Origin of the sequence: Streptomyces gobitricini (genome assembly GCF_039532985.1) — a bacterium.
Classification (GTDB): domain Bacteria; phylum Actinomycetota; class Actinomycetes; order Streptomycetales; family Streptomycetaceae; genus Streptomyces; species Streptomyces gobitricini.
In genome coordinates this window covers 253,407-270,938 of record NZ_BAAASR010000027.1, presented here as the reverse complement: position 1 = coordinate 270,938, position 17,532 = coordinate 253,407, and the positions used below count along the sequence as shown (strand labels likewise).

At 73.2% G+C, this 17,532-nt stretch carries 12 protein-coding genes and 2 pseudogenes; 10 read left to right on the top strand and 4 right to left on the bottom strand.

The features are described from left to right. The 7 genes from ABD347_RS30745 to lgt all read left to right on the top strand — a co-directional run. The coding region (locus ABD347_RS30745; protein WP_425575752.1) for a DUF2752 domain-containing protein at positions 1 to 717 on the top strand (717 nt) is incomplete at its 5' end. A 115-nt stretch (positions 718 to 832) separates the two neighbouring features. Continuing rightward, positions 833 to 1,642: an indole-3-glycerol phosphate synthase TrpC gene (gene trpC / locus ABD347_RS24390; RefSeq protein ID WP_344365003.1), complete on the top strand. Its 810-nt coding sequence runs from the start codon at positions 833 to 835 to the stop codon at positions 1,640 to 1,642. Positions 1,643 to 1,891: 249 nt separating this feature from the next. Next, positions 1,892 to 2,089: a tryptophan biosynthesis modulator TrpM gene (gene trpM / locus ABD347_RS24385; protein ID WP_344365039.1), complete on the top strand. Its 198-nt coding sequence runs from the start codon at positions 1,892 to 1,894 to the stop codon at positions 2,087 to 2,089. 144 nt (positions 2,090 to 2,233) lie between these two features. After that, positions 2,234 to 3,583: a tryptophan synthase subunit beta gene (gene trpB, locus ABD347_RS24380; protein ID WP_344365001.1), complete on the top strand. Its 1,350-nt coding sequence runs from the start codon at positions 2,234 to 2,236 to the stop codon at positions 3,581 to 3,583. Continuing rightward, a complete protein-coding gene (gene trpA / locus ABD347_RS24375) occupies positions 3,580 to 4,395 on the top strand; it encodes a tryptophan synthase subunit alpha (RefSeq protein ID WP_344364999.1) in 816 nt (271 codons plus the stop codon). The genes trpB and trpA overlap by 4 nt, the downstream gene beginning before the upstream one ends. Before the next feature lie 63 nt (positions 4,396 to 4,458). Beyond that, positions 4,459 to 5,319 (top strand): DsbA family protein, encoded by an 861-nt coding sequence (locus tag ABD347_RS24370; RefSeq protein WP_344364996.1) that lies wholly within the window; start codon positions 4,459 to 4,461, stop codon positions 5,317 to 5,319. A gap of 85 nt (positions 5,320 to 5,404) precedes the next feature. Then, positions 5,405 to 6,466 carry a prolipoprotein diacylglyceryl transferase gene (lgt, locus tag ABD347_RS24365; RefSeq protein ID WP_344364994.1) on the top strand — a complete coding sequence of 354 codons (1,062 nt, stop codon included), beginning with the start codon at positions 5,405 to 5,407 and terminating at the stop codon, positions 6,464 to 6,466. A 58-nt stretch (positions 6,467 to 6,524) separates the two neighbouring features. Here the strand turns inward: lgt and ABD347_RS24360 are convergent, their stop codons facing one another. The 4 genes and pseudogenes from ABD347_RS24360 to ABD347_RS30740 all read right to left on the bottom strand — a co-directional run. Then, positions 6,525 to 6,665, bottom strand: a complete 141-nt coding sequence (locus ABD347_RS24360) for a hypothetical protein (RefSeq protein ID WP_344364991.1) — start codon at positions 6,663 to 6,665, stop codon at positions 6,525 to 6,527. Positions 6,666 to 6,879: 214 nt separating this feature from the next. Next, positions 6,880 to 7,138 (bottom strand): annotated as a pseudogene (locus ABD347_RS24355) (CoA transferase); the annotation flags it as partial. Further along, the gene (gene rbsK / locus ABD347_RS24350; protein WP_344364988.1) at positions 7,135 to 8,019 is read right to left on the bottom strand and encodes a ribokinase; all 885 of its coding nucleotides are present in this window, start codon (positions 8,017 to 8,019) and stop codon (positions 7,135 to 7,137) included. The pseudogene ABD347_RS24355 and the gene rbsK, both read right to left, overlap by 4 nt. Before the next feature lie 201 nt (positions 8,020 to 8,220). Beyond that, positions 8,221 to 8,514, bottom strand: a pseudogene (locus ABD347_RS30740) (ADP-ribosylglycohydrolase family protein); the annotation flags it as partial. Positions 8,515 to 9,577: 1,063 nt separating this feature from the next. Between ABD347_RS30740 and ABD347_RS24340 the strand changes: the two are divergent. The 3 genes from ABD347_RS24340 to ABD347_RS24330 all read left to right on the top strand — a co-directional run bounded on the left by ABD347_RS24340 (position 9,578) and on the right by ABD347_RS24330 (position 16,827). Beyond that, the gene (locus ABD347_RS24340; RefSeq protein WP_344364986.1) at positions 9,578 to 10,306 is read left to right on the top strand and encodes a VIT1/CCC1 transporter family protein; all 729 of its coding nucleotides are present in this window, start codon (positions 9,578 to 9,580) and stop codon (positions 10,304 to 10,306) included. Between the two features lie 505 nt (positions 10,307 to 10,811). Continuing rightward, positions 10,812 to 15,374 (top strand): glutamate synthase large subunit, encoded by a 4,563-nt coding sequence (gltB, locus tag ABD347_RS24335; RefSeq protein WP_344364984.1) that lies wholly within the window; start codon positions 10,812 to 10,814, stop codon positions 15,372 to 15,374. After that, on the top strand, positions 15,367 to 16,827 hold the full coding sequence (locus ABD347_RS24330) for a glutamate synthase subunit beta (RefSeq protein WP_344364983.1): 1,461 nt from the start codon (positions 15,367 to 15,369) through the stop codon (positions 16,825 to 16,827). The genes gltB and ABD347_RS24330 overlap by 8 nt, the downstream gene beginning before the upstream one ends. Positions 16,828 to 17,532: the final 705 nt, after the last annotated feature.

The window sequence follows — 17,532 nt, the reverse complement described above, 5'->3', positions numbered from 1 at the left end:
CCCTCGGCCGCGCCGTGCTCCGAGCCGCTGCCGCCGGCGCCGACCGGTCCGGCCGCCACCCCGAGCACGGCGCCGGCGACGGCCGGCCCGGCCGCCTCCCCACGGCCCGGCCTCCCCGGGGCGCCCCACGCCCGGCCGTCCGACGCCCGGCCGCCGTTCGACGCCCAGCCCGAGCCCCGGCCGTCCGAGGCCCGGTCGTCCTCCGACGCCCGGCCGTCCTCCAGCGCCCGGTTGTCCGACGCCCGGCCGGGGGAGCCCGGCCGGCCCGGCGCGGGCGGGGGGACCGCTGGGGAGCCCGGCCCGTACGGGGTGGCGCCGCGCTCGCTGGTACAGCGGGTCACGCCGCCCCTCGGCGCACTCGCCGGGGTCGCGGCCGCCTTCGCGTACGTCGGGACGGTCGATCCCAACGAACCCGGGCACTACCCCGTCTGCCCGCTGCTGCGCTTCACCGGGCTCCTCTGCCCCGGTTGCGGCGGCCTGCGCAGCGCCCACGCCTTCATCCACGGCGATCCGGCCACCGCCCTGGGTGCCAACGCGCTCGCCGTCGCCGCCTATGTGCTCTTCGCGGTGGGCATCGTGTTCTGGCTGGTGAGGGCCGTCCGGGGACTCCCCGTCCGGATCACCCTCGGCCCCGTCTGGTGGTGGTCCGGGGGTGTGGTGCTGGCGGTTTTCTCCGTCGTCCGGAATCTGCCGTTCGGTGCCGCGCTCGCTCCGTGAAACCGCAGCTCACAGCGGTGCGATCGGGCGGATGAGGACTCTTGGCCCCGGTGCGGATACCATCGAGGTGACCGATCGTGATCCAACATCGCCGTCCCGGAAGGGGGCCTCTCGCGTGAGTGTGCTCGACGAGATCATCGAAGGCGTTCGCGCCGACCTCGCAGAGCGACAGGCGCGGGTCTCCCTCGACGAGCTCAAGGAGCGGGCTGCCAAGGCGCCCCAGGCCAAGGAGGGTGCCGCCGCACTGCGCGGCGACGGCGTCAAGGTCATCTGCGAGGTGAAGCGCTCCAGCCCCTCCAAGGGCGCGCTCGCCGCGATCGCGGACCCCGCGGGGCTCGCCGCGGACTACGAAGCGGGCGGCGCCGCCGTCATCTCCGTACTGACCGAGCAGCGGCGCTTCGGCGGCTCACTCGCCGACCTCGAAGCCGTGCGCGCCAAGGTCGACATCCCGGTCCTGCGCAAGGACTTCATCGTCACCGCCTACCAGCTCTGGGAGGCCCGGGCGTACGGCGCCGACCTCGCCCTGCTGATCGTCGCCGCTCTGGAGCAGCCCGCCCTGGAGTCGCTGATCGAGCGGGCCGAGTCCATCGGCCTGACCCCGCTGGTCGAGGTGCACGACGAGGACGAGGTCGAGCGTGCCGTCGACGCGGGCGCCCGCGTCATCGGTGTCAACGCGCGCAACCTGAAGACCCTCAAGGTCGACCGCTCCACCTTCGAGCGGGTAGGTCCTGAGATCCCCGCCGGCATCGTGAAGATTGCCGAGTCGGGCATCCGCGGCCCCCACGACCTGATCGCGTACGCCAACGCGGGCGCGGACGCCGTGCTCGTCGGCGAGTCCCTGGTGACCGGGCGCGACCCCAAGTCGGCCGTGGCCGACCTGGTCGCCGCCGGCGCCCACCCGGCCCTCCGGCACGGACGGGGCTGAGCCCTCCCCATGACCGTCGCCGCCCGCCCCGTCGCCGCCGCGACGCCGCACCGGACGCCCCCGCGCCCGGCGCAGGCGTCACCCGCGGCCACGCGCGCGTGCCCGGCGGACGGTTCCACCTCCGCGTCCCGGGGCCGGCGCCCCGGGGCCCCCGGTACGGACGCCTCCACGCGCGCGTGCCCCGGCGCCCCGGCCGTCCTCGGCGTGCGGCCCATCGACCCGCCCGGCACGGGCACCACACCCGCGTACCTGACCGCCCCGGCGGCGGACGCCACGGCGTCGCGCGACCCCTACGCCCGGCTGGCCAGGGGCTGCCGTCCCCGTGGCTGCCGGGCCCCGGCACGGCGCGTGCGCGGGCGCCGCGTCCGCTATGTCATCGGTGACGAGCCCGGTCAGGTCAACGGCATGCGATGGCGGGCGCGCACCGCGCGCCACCCCCACCGCTGACCCACAGCCCTCCGTACCCGCGCGACGCGGGCACCCGGACGGGCGGGCGGCCTGCGGTCGACCGGTGGCGTCGGCGCACACCGAGACCACCGTCACGCCAAGACATCCGGGGGCGCACGCCGCCTCCGTAGAGGAGCATGTCGCATGCCCAGCGAGTTCTTCATTCCCGATCCCGAGGGCCAGGTCCCGAGCGCCGAGGGCTACTTCGGCGCCTACGGCGGCAAGTTCATCCCCGAGGCCCTCGTCGCCGCGGTCGACGAGGTCGCCGTCGAGTACGACAAGGCCAAGAACGACCCCGCGTTCGCCGCCGAGCTCGACGACCTGCTGGTCAACTACACCGGGCGGCCGAGCGCGCTCACCGAGGTCCCCCGGTTCGCACGGCACGCGGGTGGCGCCCGGATCTTCCTCAAGCGGGAGGACCTGAACCACACCGGCTCGCACAAGATCAACAACGTCCTGGGTCAGGCCCTGCTCACCAAGCGCATGGGCAAGACCCGGGTCATCGCCGAGACCGGTGCCGGTCAGCACGGCGTCGCCACCGCCACCGCCTGCGCCCTGTTCGGCCTCGAATGCACCATCTACATGGGCGAGATCGACACCCAGCGCCAGGCGCTGAACGTCGCCCGGATGCGGATGCTCGGCGCCGAGGTCATCCCGGTCAAGTCCGGCAGCCGCACGCTCAAGGACGCCATCAACGAGGCGTTCCGCGACTGGGTCGCCAACGTCGACCGCACGCACTACCTCTTCGGCACGGTCGCCGGACCGCACCCGTTCCCCGCCATGGTCCGCGACTTCCACCGTGTCATCGGCGTCGAGGCCCGCCGCCAGATCCTGGAGCGGGCCGGCCGGCTGCCCGACGCGGCCGTCGCCTGCGTCGGCGGTGGCTCCAACGCCATCGGGCTCTTCCACGCGTTCATCGGGGACACCGACGTGCGGCTGGTGGGCTGCGAGCCCGCCGGACACGGCGTGGAGACGGGCGAGCACGCCGCCACGCTCACCGCCGGCGAGCCCGGCATCCTGCACGGCTCGCGCTCGTACGTCCTCCAGGACGACGAGGGCCAGATCACCGAGCCGTACTCGATCTCCGCCGGTCTGGACTACCCGGGCATCGGCCCGGAGCACTCGTACCTCAAGGACAGTGGCCGCGGCGAGTACCGCGCGGTGACCGACGACGCTGCCATGCAGGCCCTGCGCCTGCTGTCCCGCAGCGAGGGCATCATCCCGGCCATCGAGTCGGCCCACGCGCTGGCCGGCGCGCTGGAACTCGGCCGGGAGCTCGGCGAGGACGGCCTCATCGTGGTGAACCTCTCCGGCCGCGGCGACAAGGACATGGACACCGCCGCGCGCTACTTCGGCCTGTACGGCACCGACGCCGCCCCGGTCGAGGCCGACGCCTCCGCCGACGACGGCGCCGCCGAGATCCAGACGGACACCGAGACCCGGACGGACACCGAGACCCGGACGGGCACCGAGGCCCAGGGGGGCACCAAGTGAGCGGGAACATCCAGCTGCTTCAGCACACCCTGGAGCAGGCCAGGACCGAGAACCGGGCCGCGCTCATCGCGTACCTCCCGGCCGGCTTCCCCACCGTCGACGGCGGGATCGAAGCGGTCAAGGCCGTCTTCGACGGCGGCGCCGACGTCGTCGAGGTCGGCCTGCCGCACAGCGACCCGGTCCTGGACGGTCCGGTCATCCAGACCGCCGACGACATCGCGCTGCGCGGCGGCGTCAGGATCGCCGACGTGATGCGTACCGTCCGCGAGGCTCACGAGGCCACCGGCAAGCCGGTCCTGGTCATGACGTACTGGAACCCCATCGACCGGTACGGCGTCGAGCGCTTCACCGCCGAACTCGCCGAGGCGGGCGGCGCCGGCTGCATCCTGCCCGACCTGCCCGTCCAGGAGTCCGCCGTCTGGCGCGAACACGCCGACAAGCACGGCCTGGCGACCGTCTTCGTCGTCGCGCCCAGCAGCAAGGACGAGCGGCTCGCCACCATCACCGAGGCCGGCTCCGGCTTCGTCTACGCCGCCTCCCTGATGGGCGTCACCGGCACCCGTGAGTCCGTCGGCGAGCAGGCGGCCGACCTGGTGCGCCGCACCCGGGCCACCTCCGGCCTGCCGGTCTGCGTCGGCCTCGGCGTCTCCAACGCCGAACAGGCCGCCGAGGTCGCCACCTTCGCCGACGGGGTCATCGTCGGTTCCGCCTTCGTCAAGCGGATGCTCGACGCCGACGACCAGGCGGCCGGCGTCGCCGCCGTACGGGAACTGGCGGGCGAACTCGCCCGAGGAGTACGGCGAGTTTCGTAGCTCGTACGGGTGGATCCGGGCCGGGGAGGCGCGCCCGCGCCTCCCCGGTTCGTTGCTGTGGGCGTGAGCGAGAAGAACAGTGAAGGCAAGCGGAGCGCGCGCGAACGGCTCCAGATCGAACGCGAGCAGCAGAAGGCCCGGGAGCGGCGCAGGCGCACGCTGCTCGTGTCGGCGGCCGTCGTCGGAGTGCTCGGCCTCGCCGCGGTGGTCGGCGTCATCGCCGCGAACACCGGCGACGAGGGTGACGGCTCCGGCTCCGGCCCCGTCGTGGCCCCCACCGGCGCGGTCGGCGAGGAGCAGCTGGCCATCCCGGCCGGCGCCACCGACGCCCCCTCCACGCTCACGATCTGGGAGGACTTCCGCTGCCCGGCCTGCGCCCAGTTCGAGAACGCCGCCCGGGACACCATCCACCAGCTGACCGACTCCGGCCAGATCAAGGTCGAGTACCGCCTCGCCACGATCATCGACGGCAACATGGGCGGCAGCGGCTCGCTCAACGCGGCGAACGCCGCCGCGTGCGCCCAGGACGCCGGCAAGTTCGTCCCGTACCACGACGTGCTCTACCAGAACCAGCCCCCGGAGCCGGACGACGCCTTCGCCCGGGACGCCAAGCTCTTCGAGCTGGCGGCGAAGGTGCCCGGACTGGACACCCCCGCCTTCCGCTCCTGCGTGTCGGAGGGTACGCACGACAGCTGGGTGAAGAAGTCCAACGAGGCCTTCCGCAGCGGCGACTTCCGGGGCACGCCGACGGTGCTGCTCAACGGAGAGTCCATCTTCCCGAGCAAGGGCGACGAGCAGATCTCCATCGAGAACCTGAAGAAGTGGGTCGCCGAGGCGAACAAGGGCAAGAAGCCGGGCACGGCCTTCCCGTCCCCCGCCGCTCCCGCCTCGCCGCAGGCCCCCGCGTCGCCCACTGGGAACTGAGCGCGGCGGCGGCTGTCGCTGTTATGCAGTCTTTGCCGGGCGGGTTGCCCTGTCTCCCGCCCGGCAGGGTAGCGTCGGACCTGCCATGGACCTTGCCTACATTCCCAGCCCGTCGACCGGTGTGCTCCATCTCGGACCGGTCCCGCTGCGCGGCTACGCCTTCTGCATCATCATCGGTGTCTTCGTCGCCGTCTGGTACGGCAACAAGCGCTGGCTCGCCCGGGGCGGCAAAGCCGGCACCGTGGCCGACATCGCCGTATGGGCCGTGCCCTTCGGCCTCGTCGGCGGTCGGCTGTACCACGTCGTCACCGACTACCAGCTGTACTTCAGCGAGGGCGAGAACTGGGTCGACGCCTTCAAGATCTGGGAAGGCGGCCTCGGTATCTGGGGCGCCATCGCGCTCGGCGCGGTGGGCGCCTGGATCGGCTGCCGGCGCCGCGGCATCCCGCTGCCGGCGTACGCGGACGCCATCGCGCCCGGCATCGCCCTCGCCCAGGCGATCGGACGCTGGGGCAACTGGTTCAACCAGGAGCTGTACGGCCGGCCCACCGACCTCCCGTGGGCGCTGGAGATCAGCGACGGCGCCAACCGCGAGGCCGGTCTCTACCACCCGACCTTCCTGTACGAGTCGCTGTGGTGCGTCGGCGTCGCACTGCTGGTCGTCTGGGCGGACCGTCGGTTCCGGCTGGGCCACGGCCGGGCGTTCGCGCTGTACGTCGCGGCGTACTGCGCCGGACGCGGCTGGATCGAGTACATGCGCGTCGACGAGGCGCACCACGTGCTCGGCCTCCGCCTGAACGTGTGGACCGCGATCGTGGTCTTCCTGCTGGCCATGACGTACATCGTCGTCTCGTCGCGGATGCGGCCGGGGCGCGAGGAGATCGTGGAACCGGCGGCACTCGCGCAGCAGGCGAAGGCCGACGCGGCCAAGGCGGTTACGGACAGCACCGGCATGGCGAAGACGGACAGGACCGGCTCGGCGAAGGCGGACTCGGCGGGAGCCGCTGACCCGGCGGGGTCTGCCGACTCGGCGGGGTCTGCCGACCGGGCGGGGTCTGCCGGCCCGGACGCGAACACGTCCGGGGCCGGTACGGCGGCCGGTTCGAAAGAGCCCGGTGTGAAGCCGGAGTCGGCCGAGAAGAGCTGATCCGTCCGTGGTGTGAGGCGGCCGTCGGGACCTGGAGGGTTCCGGCGGCCGCCTCGTTTCACGCCCGGTGGGCCCTGGCGATGGACAGGGTGCGGCGGGCGGCCGCGACGACCGCCGCGTCGACGAAGCGGCCGTCCGGAAGGGCCGGCGCGCCCGCGTCGGCGGCGGCCGCCTTCACGATCTCCTCCTCCGCCGCCACCTCCTCGGGGGCCGGGAGGTACGCCCGCTCGATGACGGCAGCCGGCGCGGGTGGGTCGCCGTACGGCCCAGGAATCCGAGCGCACGACCATGGGCGACGCAACAAGCGGCGAGGCCGTCGAGGCCGTCCAGGTCGCGGACGTCCGGATGGACGGACTGCGCGGGCGGGGGCAGGTTCGGACCTCGCCCTCGGAGTCCCGCTGCACGCCCTGCGCCGTGGCGCGGCCGCCGGGGGTGGACAGGTCGACGGTGATGGCGCGCTTGTTGCGGCCGAGCAGCTTCCACCGGAGTCCGACGCCGTTCTTGGCCGGCCGTGGCCCGGGAGGGGTCGGGTCTGCGGGGGTGCTCGACCTTGATGACGTCGGCGCCGAAGTCGCCGAGCATGGTCGCCGCCGGCGGGCGGGCGAAGAGGGTGGCGAGGTCGAGGTCGCGCAGGCCCTGGAGCGGGGGAGCGGCCGGAGAGGTGGTGGTCATGCGGTGTCGATCTCCGTGCGGTACGGCATCGAGGACGTGGCGCCGGGGCGCTGGACGGACAGGGCGGCGGCGGACGACGCCCAGGCGAGGGCGTCGGGCACGGGGGTGCCCTCGCCGAGGGCGACGGCCAGGGCGCCGACGAAGGTGTCGCCGGCGGCGGTGGTGTCGACGGCCCGGACCCGAGGGGCGGGGACGGTGACCGGGTCGGCGCCGCGGGCCGCGTACAGGCTGCCGGCCCCGCCGAGGGTGATGACGACCTCCGGAACCTGGCGGAGCAGCGCGTCGGCGGCCGCGCGCGGGTCGGCGTGGCCGGTGAGGGCCGCCGCCTCGTGCTCGTTGGGTACCAGCAGGTCGGTGGCGGCGAGCAGTGCCGGGGGGAGTGGCTGGGCGGGGGCGGGAGTGAGGATCGTGCGCACGCCGTGGCGGCGGGCGGCTTCGGCGCCGGCGGTGACGGCGGAGAGGGGGAGTTCCAGTTGGAGCAGCAGGGCGGAGCCGGTGGCGATGAGCGTTTCGTCGCCGGGGGCCAGGGAGGTGACGCTGCCGTTGGCGCCGGGGATGACGACGATCGCGTTGCCGCCCTCGTCGTCGACGACGATGTGGGCGGTGCCCGAGGGGCCGTCGACGGTGCGGAGGAGATCGGTGTCGACACCGGCGGCGGTGAGCCCGGCCCGGAGGCGGGCGCCGAACTCGTCGGAGCCGACGGCGCCGATCATCGACACCTCCGCCCCGGCGCGGGCGGCGGCGACCGCCTGGTTGGCGCCCTTGCCGCCGGGGATCGTGCGGAACTCGCGTCCCGTGACGGTCTCGCCGAGTTCGGGGGCGCGGCCCACATAGGCGACGAGGTCCATGTTGGTGCTGCCGAGCACCACGATGTGGGTCATGGGCGGGGTGCCTCCTGGTGTGCGAGCCGGTGAGTGAGGGTGGCGAGGGTGTCGGAACCGACGCCGTCGAACGTGGGGACGGAGGTGGCGAGGCGGTTCTTGAGGGGCGCGGCCCAGCGGTCGGGGATCCTTTCGGGACGGGCCGGCCGGGAGACCGGCGACGGAACCGGCGGTGGCACCGTTGCAGCCGGTGTCCCAGCCGCCGGAGACGGCACGGCAGATGGAGAGGATGTAGTCGCCGTCGGCGTGGGTGGGCGCGGCGGCGAGGAGGGCGGTGTTCGGGACGACGTGTACCCAGTGGTAGGAGCCGTAGGCGGTGTGGAGCCGGTCGACGACGGTGTCGAAGCCGGAGTGGGCGTGGGCCGTCGCGATGCCGAAGCGGACCGCTCGGGCCAGGCGTGAGTCGGGTGGGACGACGGTCAGCCCGGCGGCGCGCGACTGGTGGACGTCGACGGTGCCGGAGGCGGCGGTGGCGATGACGGCCGCGGTGAACATGGCGCCGAACACGCCGTTGGCGGTGTGGGCGAGGACCGGCGTCCCGGTGGGCATGCTCGGCGGCGGCCGCCGGGTCTCCGGGGTGGGTCCAGCCGTGGACGTCCGCGCGGATCCGGGCGCCGATCCACTCGCGGAACGGGTTGCGGGCCTCGGTGAAGGCCGCCCACTCGGCGTCGTCGGAGGGGCCGAGGCGGAGCGGTTCGGGGGCTGGTGGAGGGCGATGGGGACGGGGAGGGTGGTGGTGGCGTTCTGCTCGGCGAACGTGTCGGGTTCGCGGGTGAGGCGTCGGGCCCACTCGGGCATGCGGGCGGCGCGGTGCCGGGCGGCGGGCCCGGCCCGCGGCGTCACCGGCGGCGAGGCCGAGGAGGAGACCCTCGACGCGCCGCGGTCCGCCAGGAGGGGCGGCGGGCGCCACGCCTCTCCCGCCGGTGCCCGTGCCGCGGCCGGACCCGGTGCGTCCGCCGGGGCCGGCACCGCGGCCGTCCTGTGGCCGGGTGGCCCCGGAGGGGGAACGGGGGCGGTGCCGCGCCCCGGGGGCGGGTCGGACGGACGCCCGGCGGCCGGTACCGGCTCCGCCCGCGAGGCCGGGCAGGGCCGCGGTGCGTGGCAGGTCCGGTGCCTCCCGCCCCGGCCCCTCCCGCCGGGCGGGCCGGAGCCGGGCTGGCCGCCGGGTGGGCGTGCGGGGCGGCCGGCGTCCCGGGGCCGGGCGCGGCCGTGGGGCGGGCCCCGGTGCGTCAGGTCCCGGGGCGGCGCGGCCGGGCGGCCGGGCGGAGGCGCGGATCAATGCGACCGGCGCTGTCACTCGCCTGCCGCAGCCGCAGCCGCAGCCGCAGCCGCAGCCGTCCCGCACGCCTGGCGACGGGGGAGGGCGAAACGGCCTGGCGGACGCGCGGCCGATGCCTGCGGACGCCTGGTCGGACGCCTGGTCGGACGCCTGGTCGGACGCCTGGTAAGTAAAGCCTGCCTTGCTGGCGCGCCCCTTACATGGCGCGTATTTTCGAGGTGTCGGGGGAGGCGGGGTCACCCGGACCCGCTGCTGTACGCAAGGCGTAAGGGGAGAGCTGTGTCCATCATCGAGACCGAGGCGACGCTTCACGAGGCGCACCGCGACAACCACACCCACCGAGATGTGAACGGCGGCTGGCTCCGTCCCGCCGTCTTCGGCGCGATGGACGGTCTTGTCTCCAACCTCGCGCTGATGACCGGTGTCGCGGGTGGCGCCGTGTCCCAGCAGACCATCGTCATCACGGGGCTGGCCGGGCTCGCGGCCGGCGCGTTCTCCATGGCCGCCGGCGAGTACACCTCGGTGGCTTCGCAGCGCGAACTCGTCGAGGCGGAACTGGACGTGGAGCGTCTCCAGTTGCGCAAGCACCCGGTGGACGAGATGGAGGAGCTCGCGGCGCTGTACGTGGCGCGTGGCGTCGAGCCGGCGCTGGCCCGCGAGGTCGCCATGCAGCTGTCGAGGGACCCCGAGCAGGCGCTGGAGATCCACGCCCGCGAGGAGCTCGGCATCGACCCGGACGACCTGCCCTCGCCGACGGTCGCCGCCGCGTCCTCCTTCGGGTCGTTCGCGCTCGGCGCGCTGCTGCCCGTCCTGCCCTACCTGCTGGGCGCCACCACGCTGTGGCCGGCGGTCCTGCTGGCGCTGCTGGGACTGTTCGCGTGCGGCGCCCTGGTGGCCCGGGTGACGGCGCGGAGCTGGTGGTACAGCGGCCTGCGCCAGCTCGCCCTGGGCGGCGCCGCCGCGGCCGTCACCTACGGCCTGGGTGCCTTGTTCGGCGCGGCGGTCTAGTCGCCGCGGGTCGGCCCTCTCGGCAGGCGGCCGAGGGGGCTTCGCCGTACGGTTGGCCTACTGTTGTGGAGAACGCCGCGACCGCCCTGGACGGACGCGGTGAGCGTTGTGGAGAACGCCGTGACCGTTGTGACGAACGTCCAATAGCCCTATCCGCTCCTCCGGTGAGACACTATGCGGCGCGGCACATAAGTAGCCGTAATACGGCGGTTTCGAAGCCCTCGCCACGGGGCATGAGCCGTTAGCGCTGCGGGCAACGAAGCCCGCTCACCCCACGGGCCGCCGGATGTCGATCTCTCGACGGTCCGTCCGCCCGCCGGGCCCGGAACCCCCCACCGCCATGAGCGGTGTCCGCATGCTGGAACGAGCTTTCCGCTTTTCGAGAAGCACTCCATCATGTAACCTGCACGAAATTTTGCGGAGGGCCAGCGTCGTCCCTCTGGTACTCGCTCCCCCAGGCTCCGTCTGGGAGGTGCCCCCAGCCACGACGACGACGGGAGAGCCGATGCGTTCCGACGCCTGGTCGCCCATGGACGGTCGCCCCGCCCCGCAGGGTATGTACGACCCCCGCAACGAGCACGACGCCTGTGGTGTCGGCTTCGTTGCCACCCTCACCGGTGTCGCCAGCCACGCGCTGGTGGAGCAGGCGCTGACCGTTCTGCGCAACCTTGAGCACCGGGGCGCCACCGGCTCCGAGCCCGACTCCGGCGACGGCGCGGGCATCCTGCTCCAGGTGCCGGACGCGTTCCTCCGCGAGGTCACCGACTTCGCACTCCCGGCAGCCGGTGAGTACGCCGTCGGCATCGCCTTCCTCCCCGCCGACGGCTCCGCACAGGCCGTCTCGCGGATCGAGACGATCGCCGCCGAGGAGAACCTCACCGTCCTCGGCTGGCGCGACGTCCCCGTCGCCCCCGAGCTGCTCGGCGCCACCGCCCGCTCGACCATGCCGGCCTTCCGCCAGCTGTTCGTCGGCGACGGCGGTACGAGCACGTGCATCGACCTGGACCGCAAGGCGTTCGTGCTGCGCAAGCGCGCCGAGCGCGAGGCCGGGGTCTACTTCCCCTCGCTCTCCGCCCGCACCATCGTCTACAAGGGCATGCTCACCACCGGGCAGCTCGAGCCGTTCTTCCCGGACCTGTCGGACCGCCGCTGCGCCACCGCCGTGGCGCTCGTCCACTCCCGGTTCTCCACCAACACCTTCCCGAGCTGGCCGCTGGCCCACCCGTACCGGTTCGTCGCCCACAACGGCGAGATCAACACGGTCAAGGGAAACCGCAACTGGATGCGCGCCCGCGAGTCGCAGCTGGTCTCCGACCTCTTCGGGGCCGAGAAGCTGGACCGGATCTTCCCGGTGTGCACGCCGGACGCCTCCGACTCCGCCTCCTTCGACGAGGTGCTGGAGCTGCTCCACCTCGGTGGCCGTTCGCTGCCGCACAGCGTGCTGATGATGGTCCCCGAGGCGTGGGAGAACCACGACTCCATGGACCCGGCCCGGCGCGCCTTCTACCAGTACCACTCCACGATGATGGAGCCCTGGGACGGCCCGGCCTGTGTCACCTTCACCGACGGTGTTCAGGTCGGCGCCGTTCTCGACCGCAACGGCCTGCGCCCCGGTCGCTACTGGGTCACCGACGAGGGCCTCGTCGTGCTCTCCTCCGAGGTCGGCGTCCTGGACATCGACCCCGCCAAGGTCGTCCGCAAGGGCCGCCTCCAGCCCGGCAAGATGTTCCTCGTCGACACCGCCGAGCACCGCATCATCGAGGACGACGAGATCAAGGCCGCCCTCGCCGCCGAGCACCCGTACCAGGAGTGGCTGGAGAGCGGGATCATCGAGCTCGAGGACCTTCCCGAGCGCGAGCACATCGTCCACACCCACGCCTCGGTCACCCGCCGCCAGCAGACCTTCGGCTACACCGAGGAAGAGCTGCGCGTCATCCTCGCGCCGATGGCCCGCACCGGTGGCGAGCCGCTCGGCTCGATGGGTACGGACTCGCCGATCGCCGCGCTCTCCGAGCGCCCGCGGCTGCTGTTCGACTACTTCACCCAGCTGTTCGCGCAGGTCACCAACCCGCCGCTGGACGCCATCCGCGAGGAGCTCGTCACCTCGCTGCGCTCCTCGCTCGGCCCCCAGGGCAACCTGCTGGAGCCGACCGCCGCGTCCTGCCGCAGTGTCACCCTGCCGTTCCCGGTGATCGACAACGACGAGCTGGCCAAGCTCATCCACGTCAACGCCGACGGCGACATGCCCGGCATGACGGCCGCCACGCTCTCCGGCCTCTACCGGGTCTCCGGCGGCGGCGAGGCCCTCGCCGCCCGCATCGAGGAGATCTGCGCCGAGGCCGACGCCGCCATCGAGGCCGGCGCCCGTCTCATCGTGCTCTCCGACCGGCACTCCGACGCCGAGCACGCGCCGATCCCGTCGCTGCTGCTCACCTCCGCCGTCCACCACCACCTCATCCGCACCAAGCAGCGCACCCAGGTGGGCCTGCTGGTCGAGGCCGGCGACGTCCGCGAGGTCCACCACGTCGCGCTGCTGATCGGCTACGGTGCCGCCGCCGTCAACCCGTACCTCGCCATGGAGTCCGTCGAGGACCTGGTCCGCGCCGGCACCTTCGTCGAGGGCCTGGAGCCCGAGCAGGCCATCCGCAACCTGATCTACGCCCTCGGCAAGGGCGTCCTGAAGGTCATGTCCAAGATGGGCATCTCGACCGTCGCCTCCTACCGCGGCGCGCAGGTCTTCGAGGCCGTCGGCCTCGACGAGGCCTTCGTCGAGAAGTACTTCCACGGCACCGCCACCAAGATCGGCGGCGCCGGCCTGGACATCGTCGCCAAGGAGGTCGCCGCCCGCCACGCCAAGGCGTACCCCGCCTCCGGCGTCCCCTCCGCGCACCGCGCGCTGGAGATCGGCGGCGAGTACCAGTGGCGCCGCGAGGGCGAGCCGCACCTGTTCGACCCGGAGACGGTCTTCCGTCTCCAGCACGCCACCCGCTCCGGCCGCTACGACATCTTCAAGAAGTACACGGCCCGTGTGAACGAGCAGTCCGAGCGCCTGATGACGCTGCGCGGCCTGTTCGGCTTCGCGTCCGACCGCCCGTCGATCCCCCTCGACGAGGTCGAGCCGGCGTCCGAGATCGTCAAGCGGTTCTCCACCGGCGCCATGTCGTACGGCTCCATCTCGCAGGAGGCGCACGAGACCCTCGCCATCGCCATGAACCAGCTGGGGGGCAAGTCCAACACCGGTGAGGGCGGCGAGGACCCCGAGCGCCTGTATGACCCGGCGCGCCGGTCGTCGATCAAGCAGGTCGCCTCCGGCCGCTTCGGTGTGACGAGCGAGTACCTGGTCAACGCGGACGACATCCAGATCAAGATGGCCCAGGGCGCCAAGCCCGGCGAGGGCGGCCAGCTGCCCGGCCACAAGGTCTACCCGTGGGTCGCCAAGACCCGGCACTCCACCCCGGGTGTCGGCCTGATCTCCCCGCCGCCGCACCACGACATCTACTCCATCGAGGACCTGGCTCAGCTGATCCACGACCTCAAGAACGCCAACCCGGCCGCCCGGATCCACGTGAAGCTGGTCTCCGAGGTCGGTGTCGGGACCGTCGCCGCCGGTGTCTCCAAGGCGCACGCGGACGTCGTGCTCATCTCCGGCCACGACGGCGGTACGGGAGCGTCCCCGCTCACGTCGCTCAAGCACGCGGGCGGCCCCTGGGAGCTCGGCCTCGCCGAGACCCAGCAGACCCTGCTCCTCAACGGCCTGCGCGACCGGATCGTCGTCCAGACCGACGGCCAGCTCAAGACCGGCCGCGACGTCGTCATCGCCGCGCTCCTCGGCGCCGAGGAGTTCGGTTTCGCGACCGCGCCGCTCGTCGTCTCCGGCTGCGTCATGATGCGCGTCTGCCACCTGGACACCTGCCCGGTCGGCATCGCCACCCAGAACCCGGTGCTGCGCGACCGGTTCACCGGCAAGGCCGAGTACGTCGTCAACTTCTTCCAGTTCATCGCGGAGGAGGTGCGCGAGCTCCTCGCCGAACTGGGCTTCCGGACGCTGGAGGAGGCCGTCGGCCACGCCGAGCTGCTCGACACCGAGCGGGCGGTCACGCACTGGAAGGCGCAGGGCCTGGACCTCGAGCCGCTGTTCTACGTGCCCGAGCTGCCCGAGGGCGCGGTGCGCCACGCGCTGATCGAGCAGGACCACGGCCTGGAGAAGGCGCTCGACAACCAGCTGATCCAGCTGGCCGCCGAGGCGCTCAACGCGGCCAGCGCGGAGGAGGCCCAGCCGGTCCGCGCCCAGGTCGCCATCCGCAACATCAACCGCACGGTCGGCACCATGCTCGGCCACGAGGTGACGAAGAAGTTCGGTGGCGCGGGCCTGCCCGACGACACCATCGACATCACCTTCACCGGCTCGGCCGGCCAGTCCTTCGGCGCGTTCGTGCCGCGCGGCGTCACGCTGCGCCTGGAGGGCGACGCCAACGACTACGTCGGCAAGGGCCTGTCCGGCGGCCGTGTGATCGTCCGTCCGGACCGGGGCGCCGACCACCTGGCCGAGTATTCGACCATCGCGGGCAACACCATCGCGTACGGCGCGACCGGCGGCGAGATCTTCCTCCGCGGCCGCACCGGCGAGCGCTTCTGCGTCCGCAACTCCGGCGCGCTGGTGGTCTCCGAGGGCGTGGGCGACCACGGCTGCGAGTACATGACCGGCGGTCACGCGGTCGTCCTCGGCGAGACGGGCCGCAACTTCGCGGCCGGTATGTCGGGCGGGGTCGCGTACGTCATCGACCTCGACCGGGACAACGTCAACTCCGGCAACCTCGGCGCGGTCGAGGCCCTGGACGGGACGGACAAGGCGTGGCTGCACGACGTCGTGCGCCGCCACCACGAGGAGACGGGCTCGACCGTGGCCGAGAAGCTCCTTGCCGACTGGTCCACGGCCGCGGACCGATTCAGCAAGATCATCCCGACCACGTACAAGGCAGTGCTCGCCGCCAAGGACGCCGCTGAGCTCGCCGGTCTCTCCGAGCAGGAGACCACCGAGAAGATGATGGAGGCGGCGACCAATGGCTGACCCCAAGGGCTTCCTGACCACCGGGCGCGAAGTCGCCAAGACCCGCCCCGTGGGCGAGCGCGTCAAGGACTGGAACGAGGTCTACGTTCCCGGCTCCCTGCTGCCGATCATCAGCAAGCAGGCCGGCCGGTGCATGGACTGCGGCATCCCGTTCTGCCACAACGGCTGTCCGCTCGGAAACCTCATCCCCGAGTGGAACGACTACGCCTACCGCGAGGACTGGTCCGCGGCGTCCGAGCGGCTGCACGCCACGAACAACTTCCCGGAGTTCACCGGGCGGCTGTGCCCGGCCCCCTGCGAGTCGGCGTGCGTGCTGGGCATCAACCAGCCCGCCGTCACCATCAAGAACGTCGAAGTCTCCATCATCGACAAGGCGTGGGAGACCGGTGACGTCACGCCGCAGCCGCCGGAGCGGCTGTCGGGCAAGACCGTCGCCGTCATCGGCTCGGGCCCGGCGGGCCTGGCCGCCGCGCAGCAGCTGACCCGGGCCGGCCACACGGTCGCCGTGTACGAGCGGGCCGACCGCATCGGCGGTCTGCTGCGGTACGGCATCCCCGAGTTCAAGATGGAGAAGGTGCACATCAACCGGCGCATCGAGCAGATGCGCGCGGAGGGCACCAAGTTCCGTACGGAGGTCGAGATCGGCCGCGACATCGACGCCGCGAAGCTGCGGCGCCGGTACGACGCGGTCGTCATCGCCGCCGGCGCCACCGTCTCGCGCGACCTGCCGGTCCCGGGCCGGGAGCTCAAGGGCATCCACTTCGCGATGGAGTACCTGCCGCTCGCCAACAAGGTGCAGGAGGGCGACTTCGTGGCGCCCCCCATCACCGCCGAGGGCAAGCACGTGGTGGTCATCGGCGGCGGTGACACCGGCGCGGACTGCGTGGGCACCGCCCACCGCCAGGGCGCGGCCTCCGTCACCCAGCTGGAGATCATGCCGAAGCCGGGCGAGGAGCGGAACGCGAACCAGCCCTGGCCCACGTTCCCGATGCTCTACAAGGTCACCTCGGCCCACGAGGAGGGCGGCGAGCGGGTCTACTCCGTCTCCACCACCCACTTCGAGGGCGACGAGGACGGCAACGTCCAGTTCCTCCACCTCGTCGAGGTCGAGTTCAAGGACGGCAAGCTGGAGCAGAAGCCGGGCACCGAGCGGAAGATCCCGGCCCAGCTGGTCACCCTCGCCATGGGCTTCACCGGCACCGACCAGTCCAACGGCCTGGTGCGGCAGTTCGGCCTGGAGCTCGACGAGCGCGGCAACATCGCCCGCGACGGGGACTACGCGACCAACGTCGACGGCGTGTTCGTCGCCGGTGACGCCGGCCGCGGCCAGTCGCTCATCGTCTGGGCCATCGCCGAGGGCCGCTCCGCGGCGCGGGGCGTGGACCGCTACCTGACGGGCGCCAGCGAGCTGCCGGCCCCCGTCCGCCCCACGGACCGCGCGCTCACGGTCTGACGTCCCGGCCGGGCGTCCCGCACGAGACGGTGCGGGACGCCCCCGGCACGCCCAGGGCGGGACGCCCGGCTCCCCGCCCCGCCGGGTCGCACCCCGCCGACACCGACGCCGACGCCCCCGGGCCGAGGCACCCGCCACATCCCCCGCCGATCCGGCACCGGAACTCCGGCGCCCGGGTCACCGCCCCGGTAAGGCACCCCGCCCGGCTCCGCACCGTCGCCGGGGACCGCCCGCGGGCGCGCCGAGCCCCGTGGGCGCCCGCCGACGGGCCGGCGGAGGCCGCTCCCGCGGGCCCATGGCGGGCAGGGGCCGCCGCGCGGGGTACAGTCGGGGGCAGCCGGCCGTGCCGGCCCGCCCGCTCCAGCGGCCCGGGCACCCCTCATACGTCCCGTACAACGGCGTGCGGAACACAGCAGCGCCTGCCGTGTCCCCGACCGGACCTTCGGCAGGCGCTGCGCCTTTTCCGGCGCGGGTGATGCGGGTGGCGTCCGTACGCGCGCCGAGTGCGCGCCGTGCGCGTACGCCGCGTGCGCCCCGCCGGTGCGCGGCCCGCGACCACTCCTCACGGTCCCGGACAGCCCGGCACGCCTGGGGGAACCCGCCGTCGGCACCCACCCTCCGGCGGCCACACGCACAAGGGCGGTCTGACGGGCGGGCTCTGGCACACGAGGGGCATGTACCGGTCCCGGCCGGGGAGTTGAACGG